This is a genomic window from Streptomyces sp. LX-29, assembly GCF_029541745.1.
Classification (GTDB): Bacteria; Actinomycetota; Actinomycetes; order Streptomycetales; family Streptomycetaceae; genus Streptomyces.
The window spans coordinates 5,779,234-5,797,905 of sequence record NZ_CP089746.1 but is presented as its reverse complement, the minus strand read 5'-3'; the positions used below and the strand labels follow the sequence as shown (position 1 = coordinate 5,797,905).

At 69.0% G+C, this 18,672-nt stretch carries 18 protein-coding genes and 1 other RNA gene; 6 read left to right on the top strand and 13 right to left on the bottom strand.

Features of this window, described 5'->3' with window-relative positions; genetic code table 11:
* Positions 1-149: 149 nt before the first annotated feature.
* Positions 150-1,799, bottom strand: coding sequence for an alkaline phosphatase D family protein (locus LRS74_RS24425; RefSeq protein ID WP_277743024.1), 1,650 nt, complete (start codon positions 1,797-1,799; stop codon positions 150-152).
* 352 nt (positions 1,800-2,151) lie between these two features.
* On the opposite strand from LRS74_RS24425, the gene LRS74_RS24420 reads away from it, so the two are divergent.
* The 3 genes from LRS74_RS24420 to LRS74_RS24410 all read left to right on the top strand — a co-directional run bounded on the left by LRS74_RS24420 (position 2,152) and on the right by LRS74_RS24410 (position 6,144).
* Positions 2,152-2,775 (top strand): hypothetical protein, encoded by a 624-nt coding sequence (locus LRS74_RS24420; RefSeq protein WP_277743023.1) that lies wholly within the window; start codon positions 2,152-2,154, stop codon positions 2,773-2,775.
* 285 nt (positions 2,776-3,060) lie between these two features.
* Entirely contained in the window at positions 3,061-4,488 is a 1,428-nt protein-coding gene (locus LRS74_RS24415) for a phosphatase PAP2 family protein (protein WP_347178158.1), read from the top strand.
* Positions 4,489-4,875: 387 nt separating this feature from the next.
* Complete coding sequence (locus tag LRS74_RS24410) at positions 4,876-6,144, top strand: phosphatase PAP2 family protein (protein WP_277744904.1); 1,269 nt, start codon at positions 4,876-4,878, stop codon at positions 6,142-6,144.
* Positions 6,145-6,257: 113 nt separating this feature from the next.
* On the opposite strand, the gene LRS74_RS24405 is transcribed toward LRS74_RS24410, so the two are convergent.
* The 3 genes from LRS74_RS24405 to LRS74_RS24395 form a co-directional block, all read right to left on the bottom strand.
* Positions 6,258-6,710, bottom strand: coding sequence for a hypothetical protein (locus LRS74_RS24405; protein ID WP_277743021.1), 453 nt, complete (start codon positions 6,708-6,710; stop codon positions 6,258-6,260).
* Positions 6,711-6,807: 97 nt separating this feature from the next.
* A complete protein-coding gene (locus tag LRS74_RS24400) occupies positions 6,808-7,269 on the bottom strand; it encodes a hypothetical protein (protein ID WP_277743020.1) in 462 nt (153 codons plus the stop codon).
* Between the two features lie 198 nt (positions 7,270-7,467).
* Positions 7,468-8,631, bottom strand: coding sequence for a helix-turn-helix domain-containing protein (locus tag LRS74_RS24395; protein WP_277743019.1), 1,164 nt, complete (start codon positions 8,629-8,631; stop codon positions 7,468-7,470).
* Positions 8,632-8,791: 160 nt separating this feature from the next.
* Here LRS74_RS24395 and LRS74_RS24390 point away from each other — a divergent pair, with 160 nt between their 5' ends.
* Positions 8,792-9,154, top strand: a complete 363-nt coding sequence (locus LRS74_RS24390) for a hypothetical protein (protein ID WP_277743018.1) — start codon at positions 8,792-8,794, stop codon at positions 9,152-9,154.
* Between the two features lie 776 nt (positions 9,155-9,930).
* On the opposite strand, the gene LRS74_RS24385 is transcribed toward LRS74_RS24390, so the two are convergent.
* The 7 genes from LRS74_RS24385 to LRS74_RS24355 form a co-directional block, all read right to left on the bottom strand.
* Positions 9,931-10,461 (bottom strand): transposase, encoded by a 531-nt coding sequence (locus LRS74_RS24385; RefSeq protein WP_277744903.1) that lies wholly within the window; start codon positions 10,459-10,461, stop codon positions 9,931-9,933.
* Entirely contained in the window at positions 10,458-11,000 is a 543-nt protein-coding gene (locus LRS74_RS24380) for a winged helix-turn-helix domain-containing protein (RefSeq protein WP_277743017.1), read from the bottom strand. Before LRS74_RS24380 ends, LRS74_RS24385 begins: the two co-directional genes overlap by 4 nt.
* 66 nt (positions 11,001-11,066) lie before the next feature.
* Positions 11,067-12,230 carry an ATP-grasp peptide maturase system methyltransferase gene (tgmC, locus tag LRS74_RS24375; protein WP_277743016.1) on the bottom strand — a complete coding sequence of 388 codons (1,164 nt, stop codon included), beginning with the start codon at positions 12,228-12,230 and terminating at the stop codon, positions 11,067-11,069.
* Entirely contained in the window at positions 12,227-13,186 is a 960-nt protein-coding gene (gene tgmB / locus LRS74_RS24370; protein WP_277743015.1) for an ATP-grasp ribosomal peptide maturase, read from the bottom strand. Before tgmB ends, tgmC begins: the two co-directional genes overlap by 4 nt.
* Before the next feature lie 5 nt (positions 13,187-13,191).
* Positions 13,192-13,455, bottom strand: coding sequence for a putative ATP-grasp-modified RiPP (tgmA, locus tag LRS74_RS24365; protein WP_277744638.1), 264 nt, complete (start codon positions 13,453-13,455; stop codon positions 13,192-13,194).
* 372 nt (positions 13,456-13,827) lie between these two features.
* On the bottom strand, positions 13,828-14,370 hold the full coding sequence (locus tag LRS74_RS24360) for a hypothetical protein (RefSeq protein ID WP_277743014.1): 543 nt from the start codon (positions 14,368-14,370) through the stop codon (positions 13,828-13,830).
* Between the two features lie 80 nt (positions 14,371-14,450).
* Entirely contained in the window at positions 14,451-14,723 is a 273-nt protein-coding gene (locus LRS74_RS24355; RefSeq protein ID WP_277743013.1) for a hypothetical protein, read from the bottom strand.
* A gap of 291 nt (positions 14,724-15,014) precedes the next feature.
* Here LRS74_RS24355 and LRS74_RS24350 point away from each other — a divergent pair, with 291 nt between their 5' ends.
* Positions 15,015-15,845 (top strand): helix-turn-helix transcriptional regulator, encoded by an 831-nt coding sequence (locus LRS74_RS24350; RefSeq protein ID WP_277743012.1) that lies wholly within the window; start codon positions 15,015-15,017, stop codon positions 15,843-15,845.
* Positions 15,842-16,042 (top strand): DUF397 domain-containing protein, encoded by a 201-nt coding sequence (locus tag LRS74_RS24345; RefSeq protein WP_277743011.1) that lies wholly within the window; start codon positions 15,842-15,844, stop codon positions 16,040-16,042. Before LRS74_RS24350 ends, LRS74_RS24345 begins: the two co-directional genes overlap by 4 nt.
* A 252-nt stretch (positions 16,043-16,294) precedes the next feature.
* On the opposite strand, the gene rnpB is transcribed toward LRS74_RS24345, so the two are convergent.
* Both rnpB and LRS74_RS24335 read right to left on the bottom strand, forming a co-directional pair.
* Positions 16,295-16,696, bottom strand: an RNA gene (gene rnpB / locus LRS74_RS24340) — RNase P RNA component class A.
* A gap of 260 nt (positions 16,697-16,956) precedes the next feature.
* The gene (locus tag LRS74_RS24335; RefSeq protein ID WP_277743010.1) at positions 16,957-18,615 is read right to left on the bottom strand and encodes an RNB domain-containing ribonuclease; all 1,659 of its coding nucleotides are present in this window, start codon (positions 18,613-18,615) and stop codon (positions 16,957-16,959) included.
* Positions 18,616-18,672 lie beyond the last annotated feature (57 nt).

Here is an 18,672-nt window from a genome sequence, read left to right as displayed (position 1 = left end):
GGCCGGCCGACTCCGCTCCGGGCCGGCCGACTCCGCTCCGGGCCGGCCGACTCCGCTCCGGGCCGGCCGACTCCGCTCCGGGCCGGCCGACTCCGCTCCGGGCCGGCCGGCGGAGCCGTGGAGCCGTGGAGCCACGGGCCCGACGGGGGTCACACGGCTTGGAGCCCCGGGTTGCCCGACTCGGTGATGAAGGAGGCGGCGGTGGTGACCGCGCCGCCGGGGGTGGTCACATGGGAGACCGTCCGGTAGTCGGCGCGGGCCTGGTCCTCGTCGAGGGTGAGGAGGACGTATCCACGACGGCCGTTGTAGAACTTCATGTGCGGATTGGCGGCCATGAAGGTGGCCCAGTTGGACGGCTTGTCGGTGCCGTTCTTGCCGCTGGTGACGGAGGTGCCGACGATCTCGACCCCGAGGGTGCGGGAGGACGGCTCGCCGAAGTCGCGCTTGATGTCCATGGCGTACGAGACATGGACGTCGCCGGTGAGGACGATCAGGTTGTCGATGCCGGCCCGCTCGACGCCGTCGAGGATCCGCTGGCGGGATGCCGGGTATCCGTCCCAGGCGTCCATGCTGAGCTTGGAGCGGGCGGCGGTGGTGTCCTTGCGGCGGCAGAAGGTGACCTGCTGCGGCAGCACGTTCCAGGTGGCGGTGGAGCGCCGGAAGCCGTGCAGCAGCCAGCGCTCCTGGGCGGCGCCGACCATGGTGCGGCTCGGGTCCTCGGACTCGGGGCCCGGGTACTGCCAGCCGTCGCCGTACGCCTGGTCGGACCGGTACTGCCGGGTGTCGAGGATGTCGAACTGGGCGAGCCGCCCGTGGTGGAAGCGCCGGTAGAGCCGCATGTCGGGGCCGTCGGGCCGGTGCGGCCTGCGCAGCGGCATGTTCTCCCAGTACGCGCGGTAGGCGGCGGCCCGGCGCAGCAGGAACTCCTCCGGCGGGTTGCCGTTCTCGTCCGTGTCGCCGGCGTAGTTGTTCTCGGTCTCGTGGTCGTCCCAGGTGACGAACCAGGGGAAGGCGGCGTGCGCGGCCTGGAGCTCCGGGTCGGTCTTGTAGAGCGCGTAGCGCAGCCGGTAGTCCTCCAGGGTGAGGGTCTCGCGGTTGAAGATGTCCGGAAGTGTGCGGTCGGTGTAGTTGCGAGCGCCGCCGACCGCGTTGACCGCGTACTCGTAGAGGTAGTCGCCGACGTGGAAGACGGCGTCGAGGTCCTCGTTCGCGAGGTGTCCGAGGGCCGTGTAGTAGCCGTCGTGGTACGCCTGGCAGGAGAGCAGCCCGAAGCGGCCCTGGTCGACGTGGGCGCGGCGGGCCGGGGCGGTGCGGGTGCGGCCGGCCGGGCTGACCCAGGAGCCGACGCGGAAGCGGTACCAGTAGTCCCGGCCGGGGGCGAGGCCGTCCGCCTCCACGTGCACGGCGTAGTCGAACGCGGCGTGCGCGGCGGCGGTGCCGCGCCGGGCCACGCGTCTGAACCGGTCGTCGCGGCAGATCTCCCACTCCACCCACACCACGCCCTCGGCGGGCAGCCCACCGCGCGGCTCGTACGGGCGGGGGGCCAGCCGCGTCCACAGCAGCACGGAGTCCGGCAGCGGGTCGCCGGAGGCCACCCCGAGGGTGAACGGGTCCTCCGAGAGGCTGCGCGGCGTCACCTCCGCCGCGTGCGCGCTCGGCAGGTTGGTGCTGAAGGCGAGGGCCGCGGCGGCCGAGGTGACGGTGAGGAACCGGCGGCGCCCCAGACGTGCGGCGGCGGCCCGAAGCTCCGGCTGGTGCGTGGCGCGTGCTGAGCGCGCTGAGCGTGCTGCGTGTGCCATGTGTCCCATGGGGCATTCCTCCGACCTGAGAGGTGTCAGAGGAAATTGGAAGGGTTACGGGCGGCGATGTCCTGACCCGTTCACGACATATATATGTCGTACGAGTGAGATCCACCTCCGCTTCAGGCATTCGGCGTAATCCGCAGGTGGTCTGTTCTCGGCGGGGTTCCTGTGGCAAGGTCATCTTCCCGCCGCCGCAGGAGCGGTGTCGGGATGAGGAGACCTCCTGCCGACACGCCCGTAGGACGCGCCCGCAGGACGCGCCCGGACGAGCGCCCCACGGCCGAACGTCCGGCGGAACCCCTCCACCCCACGCCCCGCCGAAACATCCTGCCGACCGAAGAGAGCCGACGTGCGTTCTCTCCCCCTCACCCTGGGCGCCCGCCTGCTGCCCGTCGCCGCGCTGACCGCCGCCGGCCTGGCCATGACCGCCACCGGCCCCTCGGACGCACGCCCCAAACCCGCCGCCGGGTCGGACCCCTCCCCCGCCCCGAGCGCCAGCGCACCGGCCCCACGCCACTCCGCGCCCCCGCGCGACGCCTGCGCGACGCTCCCCGCCGCCACCGTGAAGCCCCTGGTCCCCGGCGCCAACCCCGCCGGCTCCCTGCTCACCTCCACCGACGCCACCCGTCGCACCGGCTGCTCCTGGCACGCCCTCCACGGCTACGACTACCGCTGGCTCGACGTCACCTACGACATCACCCCCACCCGCCGTCCCCCCACTCCCGCGACCGAGACCCCCGGCACCCCCGTCCCCGACCTCGGCGACCACGCCACCCTCACCGAGCGCGTCACCACCGAGGACGGCCAGCGGACCCGCGAGGCGGTGGTCGTCCTCCACCAGGACAACGCGATGATCACCGTCACCTACAACGGCAGCGACTTCGCCTCCGGCGAGGCCGCCGACGCCGACACGATCCGCAAGGGGGCGCTGACGGCTGCCAGGGCGGCGCTGGAGGCGTTGGCGGAGGCGTGAGCCGGGGAGGCGTGAGCCGGGGAGGCGTGAGCCGGGGTGCGCGGCGCACGCGGACCGTGCCCGCCGGATTTCATGGCCATGCCCAAAACAGCTGGACCATCGAGCGCGGGATCAATCAACCGATCTTGACGCCGTCCACGGCCGACGAAACCCACCCCGAGCGCTCCGATAACATGACCCGAACTCATGATGACCGCCCCGATCGCCCACCCTTCGCCAGAAAACCATGCCATCCAGCACGATGAGTGACACATTCCGCCAAAACCTAGCAAATCGGCCAGGCAATTGATATCGCGAATAAACGGCAGAAATGCATTCGCCGCGTGGCGTCAACCGCGGGCGATATTGTGGGCTACGGCCGGTGTGGTAACCCTTGGATTCCTCATCGCGCTGGAGATCGCCGCACGCCACTACGGCCTACCGGGGCCGATGGCCAACCAGGCGAAAGAGGTGATATTCGCCCCTAAATCGGGGCCGTTGCTGTACGCCAGCATGGCGCTGATGATGGTGGTGCTCACCTGGCGGGAACGGTTCATCGCCTTGGGTGTCGCGGTCGGCATCGACATCGCCTTCTTCCTGGTGCGGTGGGCGGTCGACGCCAAGATGATGTTCGGCAACGGCGCGTTGTGGGTGATGTTGGGCTGTGCGGTCATCGCCGTCACACGCCGCACCGGCCGGGAACGTGCCCTGCTGCTGAAGGGCGTTGGGCTGGGCCTGCTGCTGGTGGCCGGTCGGAAGACCGGCGATACCTGGCTGCTCATCACCTCGAAGACCCGCCCGATGGTGCTCGACCAGTACGTGGCGACCGCCGATCACGCGCTAGGCAACCCGTCGTGGCTGGTGGGCCGAATCGTCCAGGCCACCGATCCGATCGGCACTCACCTTCTCGACTGGGTCTACATTCAGCTCGCGGTGGCCGCGGTCGTCGTCACGATGTACCAGCTGCGCCATGTGGCGGTCGAGCGCCGCTTCCCGAGCCATCACCTGGTGCGCACCTTCCTGGTGATCGGCCTCGTCGGGCCGGCCATCTACATGATCTTCCCGGTGGTCGGACCGATCTTCGTCTACGGCACCGGCGCCTTCGGTACCGGTGGCGAACCCTGGGCGATAGCCAACCTGTGGCCGGACACGCTGCCGACGATCGACACCCCGCAGCCGATGCCGTACGACGAGATCACCCCACGCAACTGCATGCCCAGCCTGCACACGGCGTGGGCTACCGCGATCTTCATCCACTCCCGCAAGGGCCCACGCGTTCTGCGCTTCGCAGGCACGTTCTGGCTGATCTCCACGCTCGGCGCGACGCTGGGATTCGGCTACCACTACGGCGTGGATCTCATTGCCGGTGTGGTGTTCACGCTCACGATCGAGGCGGCTCTGCGCTCGATCACCCGCGGCTGGGACCGGTCGGGAATCCAACTGGTCGCCTACGGCACCACGGTCTTCGCCGCGCTCCTGACGTCCTACCGCTACCTGCCGACGCAGATGGCCGATTACCCGTGGTTGTTCGGCCCCCTTCTCCTTCTGGCGATGGCCTCGGTGATCTACGGCTACGTACGGACCACCGCAACGTGGGAGCCGAAGGCCGCCGTACCGGCGCCGCGGAATGGCGTGGCCCGCAGCGCGAGTGGGTTGCGTCGAGAGACGACCGAGGACCTCTGCCTCACCAAGGCTGCCGGCCCCTCCGAAGGTGCTTCGAACCCGATCGACTGATCACCGGTTCGAGCCTCTTGCGCTGTGCCGTGCGGGGTGGGGCGGGCCGGGGCGAGAACCGGGGCCGCCCGGATCGGCGAGAACCGGGGCCGCCCGGACCGAGGAGAACCGGGGCTGCCCGGACCGGGGAGAACTGGGTCTGCCTGGACCGGGCTTGGCCGATATCCCGCTCAGGCCGCCCGTTTCGACTCCGATAGCATGATCCGACTTTTGACGATCGCCCTCATCGCCCACCCTTCACCGGAAAATCATGCCATCTAGCACGATCAGCAGAATATCCGACCAAAATCGAGCAAATCGGCTAAAGCATTGATATCGCGAACAGACCGCAGAACTGCGTTCGCCGCGTGGCGTCAGCCGCGGGCGATCCTGTGGGCCACGGCCGGTGTGGTAGCCCTCGGATTCCTCATCGCGCTGGAGATCGCCGCGCGCCACTACGGCCAGCAGGGGCCGATCACCAACCAGGCGAAAGAGGTGATTTTCTTCCCCAAATCAGGGCCGCTGTTGTACGGCAGCATGGCGCTGATGATGGTGGTGTTCACCTGGCGGGAACGGCTCATCGCGACTGGTGTCGCAGTCGGCATCGACATCGTCTTCACTCTGGTGCGGTGGGCGGTCGACGCCAAGACGCCCGCCGGCTACGGCCACCCCTTCGGCAACGGCGCGTTGTGGGTGATGCTGGGCTGTGCGGTCATCGCCGTCACACGCCGCACCGGCCGGGAACGTGCCCTGCTCCTGAAGGGCGTCGGGCTGGGCCTGCTGCTGGTGACCGGCCGCAAGACCGGCGATACGTGGCTGCTCATCACGGCGAAGACCCGCCCCACGGTGCTCGACCAGTACGTGGCGACCGCCGATCACGCGCTGGGCAACCCGTCGTGGCTGGCCGGCCGGATCATCGAGGCCACCGGCTCGATCGGCACCCCTCTCCTCCAGTGGGTCTACATTCAGCTCGCGGTGGCCGCGGTCGTCGTCAGCCTGTACCAGCTGCGCCACGTGGCGGTCGAGCGCCGCTTCCCGAGCCATCACCTGGTGCGCACCTTCCTGGTGATCGGCCTCCTCGGGCCGGCCATCTACATGATCTTCCCGGTGGTCGGACCGATCTTCATCTACGGCACCGACGGCGGGCAGTGGGCGGTGGCCAACCTGTGGCCGGACACACCTCCGCCGCTCGACGCGCCGCACCACATGCCCTTCAACGAGGTCACCCCGCGCAACTGCATGCCCAGCCTGCACACGGCGTGGGCTACCGCGATCTTCATCCACTCCCTCCGGGGCCCGCGGATTCTGCAGTTCTTCGGCGTGTTCTGGCTGATCACCACGCTCGGCGCGACGCTGGGATTCGGCTACCACTACGGCGCGGACATCATCGCCGGCGTGGTCTTCACGCTCACGATCGAGGCGGCTCTGCGCTCGCAGGCACGTGGCTGGGATCGGTCGGGAATCCAGCTGGTCGCTTACGGCACCACGGTCTTCGCCGCGTTCTTGCTGTCCTACCGCTATATCCCGATGCAGATGGCCGAACTTCCGTGGGTATTCGGACCGCTTCTCATTCTGGCGATGACTTCCGTGATCTACGCCTACATACGGACGACCAGAAAGTGGGAGCCGAAGGCGGCACCGGCGCCGCAGCCGGAGCCGCAGCCCGAACTGGTGTGAATCGTGCCGCATCGGGGGGCGGCCTGAGCGCCTCCCGAATGCGGCCCTCGGCGGGTTCGTGCGCGGTGCCCGACTGACGGCAGGCGGCCAGCCGGACCCGCCGCCCCGCCGGTCTACGGGCAGCCGGCCACCTTGCCGCCGCGAGCCCCGGACAACGCCTCCCGGTAGCGGGCCCACCGTGCGAGCCCTGTCGTGCACGCCGTCGGGCGGTCGCGGCACTGGGGGCAGTTGGAGGCGTGCACGATGAACGGGATCCATGCCGCCCGGACCGGGTCCTCCCGGTCACCGGTCGATTCCAGCAACGCCGTGTGCAGACGCAGCGCGTCGGTCAGGCCGCGCCCGGGGCCCGGCGGCACACGCCAACACACCCCGGGGCCCTCCGTGCACCCCGCCGGGGGCACCGGCACGAAGGCGCCCCGCCGTAGCACCGGGTGCGGCAGAGCCCACCCCTCCGCGGAGCCCGGGGCCACCAGCCAGTACCGGCACGCCTCGCGCGGGTCCTCGATGACGGCCCCGGTCTCGTCCCCGAGCCGTTCCAGCACACCGTCCGCGCAGCCGAGGCTCACCCGTACGGCGTCCCAGGTCAGCCCCGCGCCGGCTGCTTCACGGGTTCCGCACCGCTCGGCAGCGTGACGGCCCCGCGCGTCGCGATGTCGCCACCGCTCATCGGGCCCGCCCTTCCAACGCGCGACGGCCGGCCGCGACCTCGCCGAGCACGTCGGGTCGTTCCGAGAGGCGTTCCGCGCAGGACCGGCAGGCGTAGACGGCCCGGTCAGCGCCACTGGCCACGTGCACGTCCGCGACGAACACGGGATCGGAAGTCAGCCGGTCACAGCGATAGCAACACTTCACGGCCCTGTTGGCGGCCATCAACGCGGCGTGAAGACGATCGGGGTCGGTGAGGGACCGGGCCCCCGACGGCGGGACACGCCAGTGGAGTCCCGGCCCGCCCTTGCGCTCCCTCCCGGGTACGACGACGAACGCCCCCTGCGCAAGCACCCGGTGCAGCGACCAGTCCGCTGCGGTGCCGGGCCGCACGAGCCAGTACCAGACCGCGCCGCGCGTGTCGGCGATGACCGCCCCGGACTCCTCGCCAAGGAGCGCCAGCGCGACCTCGCCGATCACGGCAGGCACCCGTACGGCATCCCACCACCGGCCGGCGGGCTGCGCCTGCACGCTCTTCCCGCCGGGCGGACTCCACGCGTGTGACCACGCTTCACTGCAATCTTGACCAGGCATGCTGTGACCGTATGGTCACGCCGAGCGATCATCAATGGTGGTTCCGGAGCCTGTCGCCCCGAAGTATCACCACCGCCGACGGATCTACATCGGCAGCCGCACGGCGTCAGCCATCATCCGCATCTCGGGGGTCAGAGTTCGGCGACGCTTCACCACATCGCCCATGATGTCCCGCGCATACCGCTGCTCGGCCAGCCACTCCGGCGCCGCGGCATGGATCTTCGCCAGCACGGCCATGGCCTCGGTGGGCTGCTTCAACTTCACGTGCGCCTTGGCCACATCCAGCCGGTGCCGGTTGAACTCCGTACCGCCCATCCGCCGCACAGCGGCCAGCCGCTGCGACGTCGCCAGTACCTCATCTGGTCGGTCCGCGATGATGTACCGCTCGGCCTGCTTGTACGCGACCGTGGTCGGCCCCCAGGACGCCAGCCGGATGTCGCCCTTGGGGAGTTCGCGTCCAGTGGCCGTCGCGGCGGTCTTGGCCAGCCGCAGGGCATCGGCCGCCTCTCCGGGCCTGTTGTCGCGAAGGCAGGCCGCGGATGCCTGGAGAAGGAGCCAGCCCCAGGCCGCAAGCTCCTCCACTGTGGCCCGCGAGACGCGAGGTTCCATGTCGTCGGCCCATCGCGTGGCCAGCTCGCGAGACTCATCGAGCCTCCCCTGCCGGACCAGGAGCCAGCACCACGTGGTGACGATCGACGCGGCACGCAGGCGGTCAGGCGCCTCGTCCAGGGCTCTCCGCAGCGCGGTCTCCGCCGCCGCGTACTGCCTCACCTGCGTAAGCGTCGACCCCGCGATCTGGAGCAGATGAGCTCGGACAGCCCTCCCCTCGGCGTCGTCGGTCAGCGCCTCGGCATCACGCAGCAGAGGCCCGAGGAGGGTGGAGAGCTCGGCAATCTCGTTGGCGAAGAAGGTGGTACGAACGTCGGCCAAAGCCGCGCGCACGCCAGCCAGAGTCGGCTCGTCCGGCAACTGCGTCTCCGCAACCTCGACTGCTCGCTGAAGCGGTCGCCAAGGCTCGGAAACCACCTCCTGTTCACCCTCGCGCTGCAGCAGGCTCGTGGTGGACATGCGCAGCACAACAGCAAGTCGGTGCGCTGTCTCCATGCGGGGGGAGGCGTGCTCGCCCTGCTCCAGGGTTCTGATGGTGGACAGCGAAAGACCTGCAGCCGCTGCGAGTTCACGCTGGCTCAGCCCTCGCCGCTTCCGAATGTCACGTAAGCGGGCGCCAAAGTACGTACTCTCGGGCATACTTACTCCCATTCTGAACTGGACACTCAGAACGGTACTCCTGCCGGGGTGCCACGCGCCCGGCCCTCGCTTCGGTGGGGGCCGTCGTGCCGTCCCGATGCGGAGGAAGCCGCGCGGAGTGAGGTATCGGGCGCCCGGGGCAGAGGCGATCATCGGTGTCATGGCTGACCCCACGTCGACGTCGTGTCCACCCGCTGCTGATGTGCTGCGTGTGCGGTACCAGGGCCGCCTGCCCGCCTCGCTCGACGAACTCGCCGGGTCCACTCACGGCGCGGTCCAGCTGCCGCTGCACGTCGCCTGGTCTGGTCTTCGCACCTACGATCTGGACCGGCCGCGGCAGCGCATGAGCCTGTACCGCACCGCGCTGGCCGAAGGGCAGCACGACGACCTCGTCGCCCTCCTGGACCGCCAGCTACTGATCGCGCAGTGGCCCGTCCTGCGCACGCTGATCAGCCGGCACATCAGCGCCGCGTGGGAAGAGGCATTCCCCCTGCTCGCTCGCCAGGCGCCTGCCGCGGCGTGAACCTGTACCCACTGGTCATCGCCGGCGGGTATGCCGTCCAAATTCGCCGCCTACGGACCCCGACCAGATCGCCAGCCTGCGCGCGTGGGCCCAGCAGTGGGCCGACGACCTCGAACGGCTGAGCACCGAGGAGTACGACGAGCCGGGCTGATGACCGTGGCGGGAGCCGGCGACGCGGCTGCCGCGGATCGCTGCGTTCATGTCCGACTGCGCCAGCTCCGTGGCGGCGGACACTGGCTGCAAGGACCCGCCCTGCGCTCGTCGAAGGCGAGGAAAAGGCGGCAGACGAGTCGGGCTGTACGCCGGGTAATGCCCCTTTGTTGCTGTCACGAGGACCGCCGGGGCGCCTTCCTTTCATCATGTACGGGTTTCAATAATGCAGAAAAGGCCGGGCCGGCCTCGATGAAGGCCCCCGACTCATCCGGCTCCAGGAGCTCGTAGGCCCCTCAAGGTCATCGGTCACACACATGAACCAGACCTGGGCAGTGTGAGGTAACAATAATTATCGTTACCTGGCTCACAGACGTGTCCCAGGGACCTCCAGAGGACAGGTACGTTATTTATGGTGGGGGGTTCTCTATACCCCCCACCCAATCCTTGAGGACTACCTCTCTGGCACCCCCACGAAGGGGTGCCTTGAGGTAAATGGTGGTTCTACTCCTCAGTACCGTCATGTGAAAGGAGGCTCAGGCACCCGATCTAGTGCCTGAGCCTCCGAATCTCACCGGTACCGGTTCGCCGGCCTTCAGGCGGCTAGAGATCTTCAACGGCTGAGGTTACGGCGGTTGGAGGTCGAGCCCGGTTTTGGCGACGAGACCCTCGACGAGGACAGGGCGGTACTGCATGCGTTTGAGCCGTGTCTTCACCAACGCGGTGAGTTGGTCGAGGCCGTGTTTGGTGAGGTTGGCCAGCGATCTCTTCAGGTGCGACCACACGCCCTCGACGGGGTTGAGCTCGGGCGCGTACGGGGGCAGCTGGTAGACGGTCAGCCATAATCGGGTGGCGATCAGCTCCCGCATAGTGCGGCTGACGTGCGTGTTCAAGTTGTCCCAGACCAAGACGATGGGGCCGCCGAGCTGCTGGTGTGCGGCATCCAGCAGGCGGGCGTAGTCAGTCTCGGTGAAGCCTTTGCGGCGGCCTTTGGCGGGGCCGCGGTCGAGGTGGATGCGGTAGATCAGCCGGGATCTGCGGCCGGCTTTGGTGCAGATCAGCGCCGCCATGGAGACGCGTTTGGTGCCGGCGGCGGTGACCCGGACCACCGGGGTATGGCCCCGTCGGCCCCAGGTTCGGCCCTTGGGCGGCCTCAGGCCCTGGCCGGCTTCGTCCTCGAAGCAGAGCCAGGCGCCCAAGTCCGCCGCCCTCTTTTTATGACGGGCCACTGCTCGTCCTTCCAGGCGGCGATCTTCGCCTCGTCCCGCTCGGTGGCCTTGCGGGATGGGACCTGCACGCTCCAGCCGATGCGGTGCAGCAGCAGGTCCAGCCCGGCCAGGGTGTACTCGACGCCGAACCAGCGGCGCACGACCTCGGCGATCCTCGCCAGCGTCCAGCACTGGTCACTCCAGCCGGAAGCGGCCGGACCGGCATCCAACACCGTCTCCAGGACGCGGAGCTGTCCCGCATCGAGCTTGCAGCGGGCGCCGCCGGGCCCCTTGGAGGCCAGGGCCTGCCGACCACCGGAAGCCAACGCCCGCCGCCAGCGGTTCGCCGACATCCGGGTCACCCTGAACCGCCGAGCCACCTCCCGGTCACTGGCCCCGCCCTCGATCAGATCTGCGGCCGCAAGCCGGACTTGCTCACGCCGAGCCCGTTCCTCGGCCGTCAGTCCACCGCCATCGGGATACCTCATCCTCCAGGCATAGCGCGGACCCTGACAGCCGTCACGACCCGACGTAACCTCCGCCGTTAAAGATCTCTAGCTGAGGTGGTGTTCCCATCGCAGTGCCGGGTTGTCGCCGATCCAATACGTATGGGTCCTGGCAGTGATGTGGAGCTTTACGGTGGTGATGTCAGGGCTTCCCTCACCCTGCCAAGCGGTGACAGCCCGCTCGATGTCGTCCCACAGGGCCACGGGCCCACCCTGGCGGACGGTCCAACCGTCTCCGTCAGCGATGAACTCGGCAAAGGACTCGCGCTGCGGGTCGAAGAGGTACAAGAGCCGTGTGCCGTCACTGCGGGCGGCGCGAATGAACTGCGTGCCGGGGGCGGAGAGCTGGGCGAGGAAAGCAGGCATCTGCTCCTCAAGCACGAGGGGAGACACCCCCACATCCCGCTCACTATCGGCGTAGGCAGTGCGGGCGGAGAGGTCACCGCCTACCGGCACTGCCGCTTGAGATCGAGCCTGCATAAACGAGGCGTGTCCGATCATGCCGCCTTCGGCCGCACCCTCGGCATTCACCGTTACCTTTGCAAGGCCGGCGCCGTTTGCCCAGGAACCGACGGTGGCCAGGATGACGCCGCCTGGCCTGGTCTGCCGGACCCAAGTATGAGGGATGCGGCGGACGGCGCAGGTGGCGATCACCCGATCGTACGGGGCCCGGCGAGGGTGCCCGAGGAGCCCGTCTCCGGTCACGGTCCACGTCGAGAACCCGGCCGCTTCCAACGCGGCGTCCGCACGGGCCGCCACCTCCGGGTCAACCTCCACCGTGGTCACGTTGTCCTCGCCGAGGCGGTGACACATCAGGGCGGAGGAGTAGCCAGTACCGGTACCAATCTCCAAGACCTGGTGCCCGTCCTCCACGTCCAGGCTCTCGATCATGCCAAGCACGAGGACCGGGGTCGTGGAGGAAGACGTGGGTAGACCCGCCACGGGCTCTTTTACCTCGTCGGCAGTGAGGTGCCCATCGAGTTGCGTAGTCAGCGTGTCTAGGGTGTACGCGATATGCGCCCACTCCGCCGGATCGGCGCCCGCGGCCGATACAGGTCGCCATCGTCCTTTCTCTTGAAGGAACACCCCGGGGTTCAGAAAGAGCTCACGCGGTACTGCCTCTACGGCCGCCCGCCACGCGGGGGTCTTGAGGGCACCAGCCTGAACCAGCCGATCGGCGAGGGCACGCCGCTCGGGCGTGGTATCGGTCATGGGTTGTCTCCTCGTAGCAGGTCAGCGAATGCAGCGGACATCTCCAGTCCGGTCTTCTCCTCCAGCCACCCCCACTGGCCATTGGGGTTCAGCTCCAGCCACCAGTAGTCGCCCGCCCGATCCATAGCGAGGTCAAAGCTCCCGGACACCAACCCGAGGCGATCCAGGTATGCCAAGAGCGCCTTGTTCACGTTGGCGGGCAGGTCTACCACGGTGTAGGAGAGCGCGGAGTAGTCCTTGCGCCAGTCCAACAGGTCGGAGTCGATGCGCACGGCGAACGCTCGCCGACCGACCACCAGCACCCGCACGTCTGCGGCCTTATCCACGCGGGCCTGAAAGAGGTGTGGTGTCACGCGCACACTGTCATCGATCTCGTCAGCAGTGACCAGATCAGCCCAGCCCGTGACCGGAATCCCGTCTCGCTCGTACGGGGTCCACCGCAGCACCTTGTAGATCACCTGACCGTGTGCAGTGATGAACTCCCGTGCCGCGGCTGGATCGTTGGTTACGAGCGTTGGTGGCACCGCGAGGCCCAGCCGCTGCGCAAGGGCGAGTTGAGCGGGCTTGTAGTCGGCGGCGGCGATACGAAGGGGGTGGTTGACCCACAGAGGCCCGTCCAGGGCGTAGAGCGTGCCTCCGAGCCCATAGCGGACCTGCGCCGCGGCGAACCGCGCATCGTCGGCGGCTAAGTGCGGGAAGGTGGGCCAGTCGGGGCGGCGCCAGTACACCGCCCGCACGTGGCCCAGATCCACGGTCCTCGACACGGTGCGTACCTGCCCGGCCACCGGGGCCGGGCAGGTACCAAACCGAGCCGAGACCGTCAGGCCGCCTCCATCAATGTCGGCAGGGTTGAACCTGACTACCGGCACACTGCGCCGGTTCAGTTCGCTGATCACCATGTCGGCGGTAATGTCGTTCGCCTCGGTGACCACGAGTACCGGCCTCTCCTCGGTCACTATCGTCAGTCCTGATCGTTCTCCTGGTCCTTGCCCTGGTCGTTACCCGTCTGGTTATCCGAACTGGTGGTTACATTGGTTTCGGTGCCGGTGCCGGTTCCGTGCTTGCCCATCTCAACCACCTGGCCGTGACAGTCGCGGAACACGCCAAGCTGCGTGTCCGGGTCAACCTCGACTGCGGCGTGCGGGAGGCGAACCGTGGTGGGGTACGGCGCCAGTCGGCTAGCCCCCCACGGTCGGGTTGCGGTGAGCCCAGTAGCAGTGGTGATCACAGTTGACTCCTCAGGATGAGTTCTGCGGATCTGGGTGGTGCCTGCACTACGAGCCGAGTGGCTCGGTTATACCTCGCCTCCCTTCCGTCATGAGACGTGAACTGGTCGATCCCTTGCTGACCCGCCCGGCGTACACGCTCCCCAGCGAGTGTCCGCCGGGCGGGGGACTGGTGCGGATGGGCAGGGCGACCGGCTGTGATGGGCTGGTCTTCATGTCGGTCGCTCCTCTCCAACTCGCCAACTGGACAGGTTGTGTGAGGTCCCGCCCCTACCGGTGTCGCCTTCGGGGGATGACTGGCACACGGTAGGGGCGGGCGCGGGACCTGGTCCCCGCTGAGGTAGCCGAGAACAGCGGGGACCAGGAGTCTTCTACGGTCCGAAGATCGAGGCAGGTGGAGGCGCCAGGGCAGCCATGTTCAGCCCACCGCGGTGCCCGTTCTGCCCTTCCTCCACGATCGACTGTTCCAGGGGCCTCGCCGACATCGGAGCACTGCGCGGATAGTCCGAAGGCGTTGGCCGGAGCGGCGGCGGGGCCTCAACGGGCCACTCCTCTTTCGTGGGCTGACGGAAGCCGGCGGTGTCCCAGGGCGTGCCTTTGCCATTCGGCGGATAAAGGGTCACCCGTGCACGCTGAGGCCCCTCCCAACCCATCATCAGCCCCACCTTGCCGGTCACCGTGTCCATCACCGGATCACCGACCATGGGCATGGGGGTGATCGGCGCCGAACGGGAGTCACGGCTCTCAGCCACGTTGATGGCCATGAGCAGCCCCTCAACGAGCCGTTCAGCGAGGAACCGCAGTTCTTCCACGGTCACCTTCGGCTGCTTGAGCAAGTCACGTGCGTGCCCCAGGAGCTGGCTGCACATGAACACGTTCTCGTCTTCCGCCGCGCTGTCGAACTCGTCGGCCACGCGACTAAGCAGACCGTCAGGGTTGTCGGTAATCACGATCCCCGTACGGCCGTCTTCGTCCGGGGGCAGTTGCCGGAGAGTCACCACGAAACCTCCGTGGACTCGCAGCCCGCGCACTCGTTGACCCCGAGCCTGCCCCGGCCGTCCACGTGCTCACTGGACAGCACGTAGGGGCGGACCAAGGCAACGCCCTCTCCATTGACCATCCACGGCCGCCACACCACGCACGGGAGGGTGGTCGCACTGGCCGGGGCCTTCAGCGGCACGAGGGCGGGGGCGGGGCTGCGCCGTCGCACCAATGTGTGCAGCCTTCCGAGCACCGATTCGAAGATCAGCACGGTACGTTTGTTCACGTCATCAACTCCCAAGCGGTTGGTGGCCACGCCCCCGAGCCGGTTGCGCGGTTGCGGGGGTTCTTGTCTGGCCGTTGATCTGCGTGATTCAGAGCGTGGTGAGCTGTTCAGCGGCCTGCGCGAGATGCAGCGCGGCTGAGCGGAAGTCGCTAGGGCGTCACGCACCTGCCGCTGATCGGACTCCTGAGCTACTCCTCTCCGTAGCACCTTCACTACCGAGGGATGTCCAGCGTGGACTACAGTCGGGCGGTCTTCAACTTGCGCGGATTGCTCGGGGAGTTGGGCGCCTAGATGGTGAACCGCAAAGAACTGGACCCTGAAGGGTCGCCCGGTGAGCGCTTCGGCCAGCGGTTACGCGCGTTGCGCGACGAGCGCGGCTGGACGCAGGACGAGCTAGGCGAGCGGATGGGGTGCTCCGGAACGCACATCTCCGCCGTCGAAACTGGTCGGCGTCCTCCAACTCCCCGCTTCGCGGCAAGTGCTGACAGGGCCCTTGGCACGGGGGATCAGCTCGAACGTCGGGGGCGGGCCGTATGGCACACCGCGATACTTGAGGGATTCCCCGAGTTCGTTGCTCATGAGGTACGCGCGGCAGAGATCAGGCTCTTTGAGCTGGGCATCATTCCGGGGTTGCTTCAGACACCGGAGTACGCCGCAGCCATCACGACGGGTGCCGTGCGGCGCGGAGCGATCACGGAACAGCAGGCAGAGGAACGGCTAACGCTCCTCGCTCGACGGCAGGCGTCGCTGGATCGGACTCCCGCACCACTGGTGCACGTGGTTCTTGACGAGAGCTGCATACGGCGCGTGGTGGGTGGCACCCGAGTCATGGCGGCGCAGTTGGACCGGCTTGCCGCGTTCGCCGAGCTGCCCTCTACGATCCTCCAAGTGGCTCCCTACGATCTTGGGGAGCGAAGGGCGTTCGACCTACCAGTAACGTTGCTCACCCTCACCGATCGGTCCCATATCGCGTACGCCGAGTCTGCACAGCAAGGGCGGCTAGAGCGCGATATGAGGTTCGTTCAGCCTCTGATGACGGCCTACCATCAACTACAGGCCGAGGCGCTTTCTCAGGCGACATCCGCGGCCATGATTGAGCAGGCACGAAAGGGCATCCTGTGACTACCGTTTCCCCCCGCTGGTTCAAGTCCTCCTACAGCAGCAACGGCGGCCAGTGCGTCGAGGTCGCCGCAAACCTCGTCTCTCCGTCCGGCGTCGTGCCTGTCCGTGACAGCAAGAACCCCGAGGGCCCTGCCCTGGTCTTCTCCTCCGACGGCTGGTCGTCCTTCGTCGACGCTGTGAAGCGCGGCGAGCTCTAGACACCTGACCGAGCCTGAACGCGTCAAAGCCCTCCTGCTGACGAGGAGGTCCTTGACGCGTTGCCTCAAGTTAGGGCACTGACCTGGACCGGCTCAGCAGCCCAGGCACCGCCACAGGATCGCCACACAGCACCGAGAAACACCCGGAAACAGTCACAAAGAGTGAGCAGTGATTACTCGGCTCCAGGGAGATGAAAGTGGCCCCCTGACCAGGCAAAAGACCTGATCAGGGGCCTGCCCCCGAAGGGGCGGCAGACGAGTCGGGCTGTACGCCGGGTTCTGTCATCGGCGGGCCTCGCGGCCCGTCGAGAGACGGCCATCCATCTAGGACCGGTGTTGCCACCGGCCTCGTGCGGTCTACCCGCGGACTCGGGCGAGCAGCCCTCGAACATCCGCGCAGAGCCGCCGCGAAGCGGCTCCTCTTGACCTTGCTCCGGGTGGGGTTTACCGAGCCGCCTGAGTCACCTCAGGCGCTGGTGGTCTCTTACACCACCGTTTCACCCTTACCGAGGACCGAGGTCCCCGGCGGTCTGTTTTCTGTGGCACTGTCCCGCGGGTCACCCCGGGTGGGCGTTACCCACCACCCTGCTCTGTGGAGCCCGGACGTTCCTCGGCGGGACCCATGAGTCCCGACGCGGCCGTCCGCCCGGCTCGTCTGCCGTGGTGACCATGGTAGACGAGTCGGGGGCGGAGGCCGTACCCGACGGTCGCGGCGGCTGCTCGCGATCTGTCGGTGGCCGCACGGACCACGGTCACCGTCGAGCTGAGCGCCCCCGTCACCGCCGTACGGCCGCTCGGGGCGCGGGTCGGCGTGCGGACTCTGCGGTTCCACGCCGAGGACCCTCGCGCGGCGGTGGCCACCATCGGGAACCTCGTCACGGCCGGTGTCGGCGCGCCCGCCGGCGAGGCCGCCGCTACGCGGGGACGAAGCGCGCCTTCGCCCGTCCCGGATCGGCTTCCACCAGCCTGACCCGCAGCCGCCGGCCCAGCGGCAGCTCCGGTCCGGCCGGGTCGCCGTCCAGCCGGCCGACGACGGCCGGGTCGTGGAGCTGGACCGTGCCGCGGGTGGGATCCCGCTCCGCCACGTCGATCACACAGCCGTCGAAGACCTCGCCGACCCGGTCGCGGAGCACCGCCGCCTCGATGAGGTCCACACACTCGCGCTCGGCCTCGTTGGCCCGCGACGCGCCGGCGGCCATCTCGGCGGGAAGGTCGTCGAGGGCGGCCCGGACCCAGTCCGGGACGCGGACGCCGGCCGCGGCCGCCAGGCAGAGTTCGCCGGTGTAGCGGTCGACCAGGCGGCGCAGCGGGGCGGTGCAGTGCGCGTAGTCGTCGGCCAGGGCGGCGTGCCGGGCGCGGGCCGGATCGGGCGGGTCGCCGTCGAATGGGGTGTAGCCGGCGCCGCGCAGCAGGGCCGTGCACTCGTGCAGGAAGGCGGCGTGGTGGGCGGGGACGTCGCGCGGCGCGGGGCGCGCCCCGTTGAGCGGGGACGGCGGGTGGGAGGGGTCCAGGGAGCGGATGACCTGCGCGTACGAGGTGCCGTGCGGCCACTCCACGTCCAGCGCGTGCGCCACGCGGCGCAGCCGGCCGACAGCGCCGTCGGGGGCGGCGGGCAGCGTGCGCAGGATGCCGGTCCCGGCGGCCAGCATCAGGTCGGCGGCGGCCATGCCGATCATGAGGGAGATCTGCGCGTTCCAGCCCTCGACGGGGAGTGGGGAGCGGTAGGCGAGCGTGTAACCGCCCACCGCGCCGCCCGCCGCGCCGCCATGGTCCCCGTGGCCGCGCGCGCTGTCGCGGCTCCCGCTTCCCCTTCCGCTTCCGCTTCCGCCGCCGTGGCCGCCGTGGTCGCCCGCCTCGCCGCTTCCGCCCGCGCCGCCGTCGCCGTCGCCGTCGGCCCCTACCGGGACGATCTCCTGCTCCGGGACGGTGAGCGAGATACCGCCGCGGGCCCGTTCCAGCTCCTCCCGCAGCAGCCCCACGTCGCGCAGGAGCGACAGCGGTTCCTCGGCCGCGCCGGCGTCCAGCTCGCGCTGCACCCCCGCGTAGTCCAGCCGGGCCCGGCTGCGCACCAGCGCCCGGCGTACGTCGGTGAAGATCACCTCGCCGAACTCGTCGAGGTCCAGCTGCCAGAGCAGGGCGGGGCGGTCCTCGTCGGGCAGCAGGCTCGCGGCCTCCTCGCTCAGCACCTCGGGGTGGAGCGGGATGCGTCCGTCCGGCAGGTAGACGGTCAGCGCCCGGCGGTGGGCCTCGGTGTCGAGCGCGCCGCCCGGCACGACGAAGGCCGCGACGTCCGCGATCGCGTAGTACACGCGGAAGCCGCCCGTCTGGCGTACGGACAGGTACATCGCCTGGTCCAGGTCGCGCGCCCCGGGCGGGTCGATGGTGAACAGCGGGACGTCGGTGGCGTCCTCCCGGTCCGGCAGCGGTCGCGGGTGCACCGCCGCGTCCTCGGCCTCCGCCAGCACGTGCGGCGGAAAGCCCGCCGGCAGCCCCAGCTCACCGCGCAACGCGTGCAGCGCGGCACGCAGCGGCGCACCGGCCGGCTCGGCCACATGCATGGGTCGGCGGGGCATGGCTCCGAGCGTAGGCGCGGGACCACGCCGCCGCCTCCCGACGATGCCGGCAGCGCC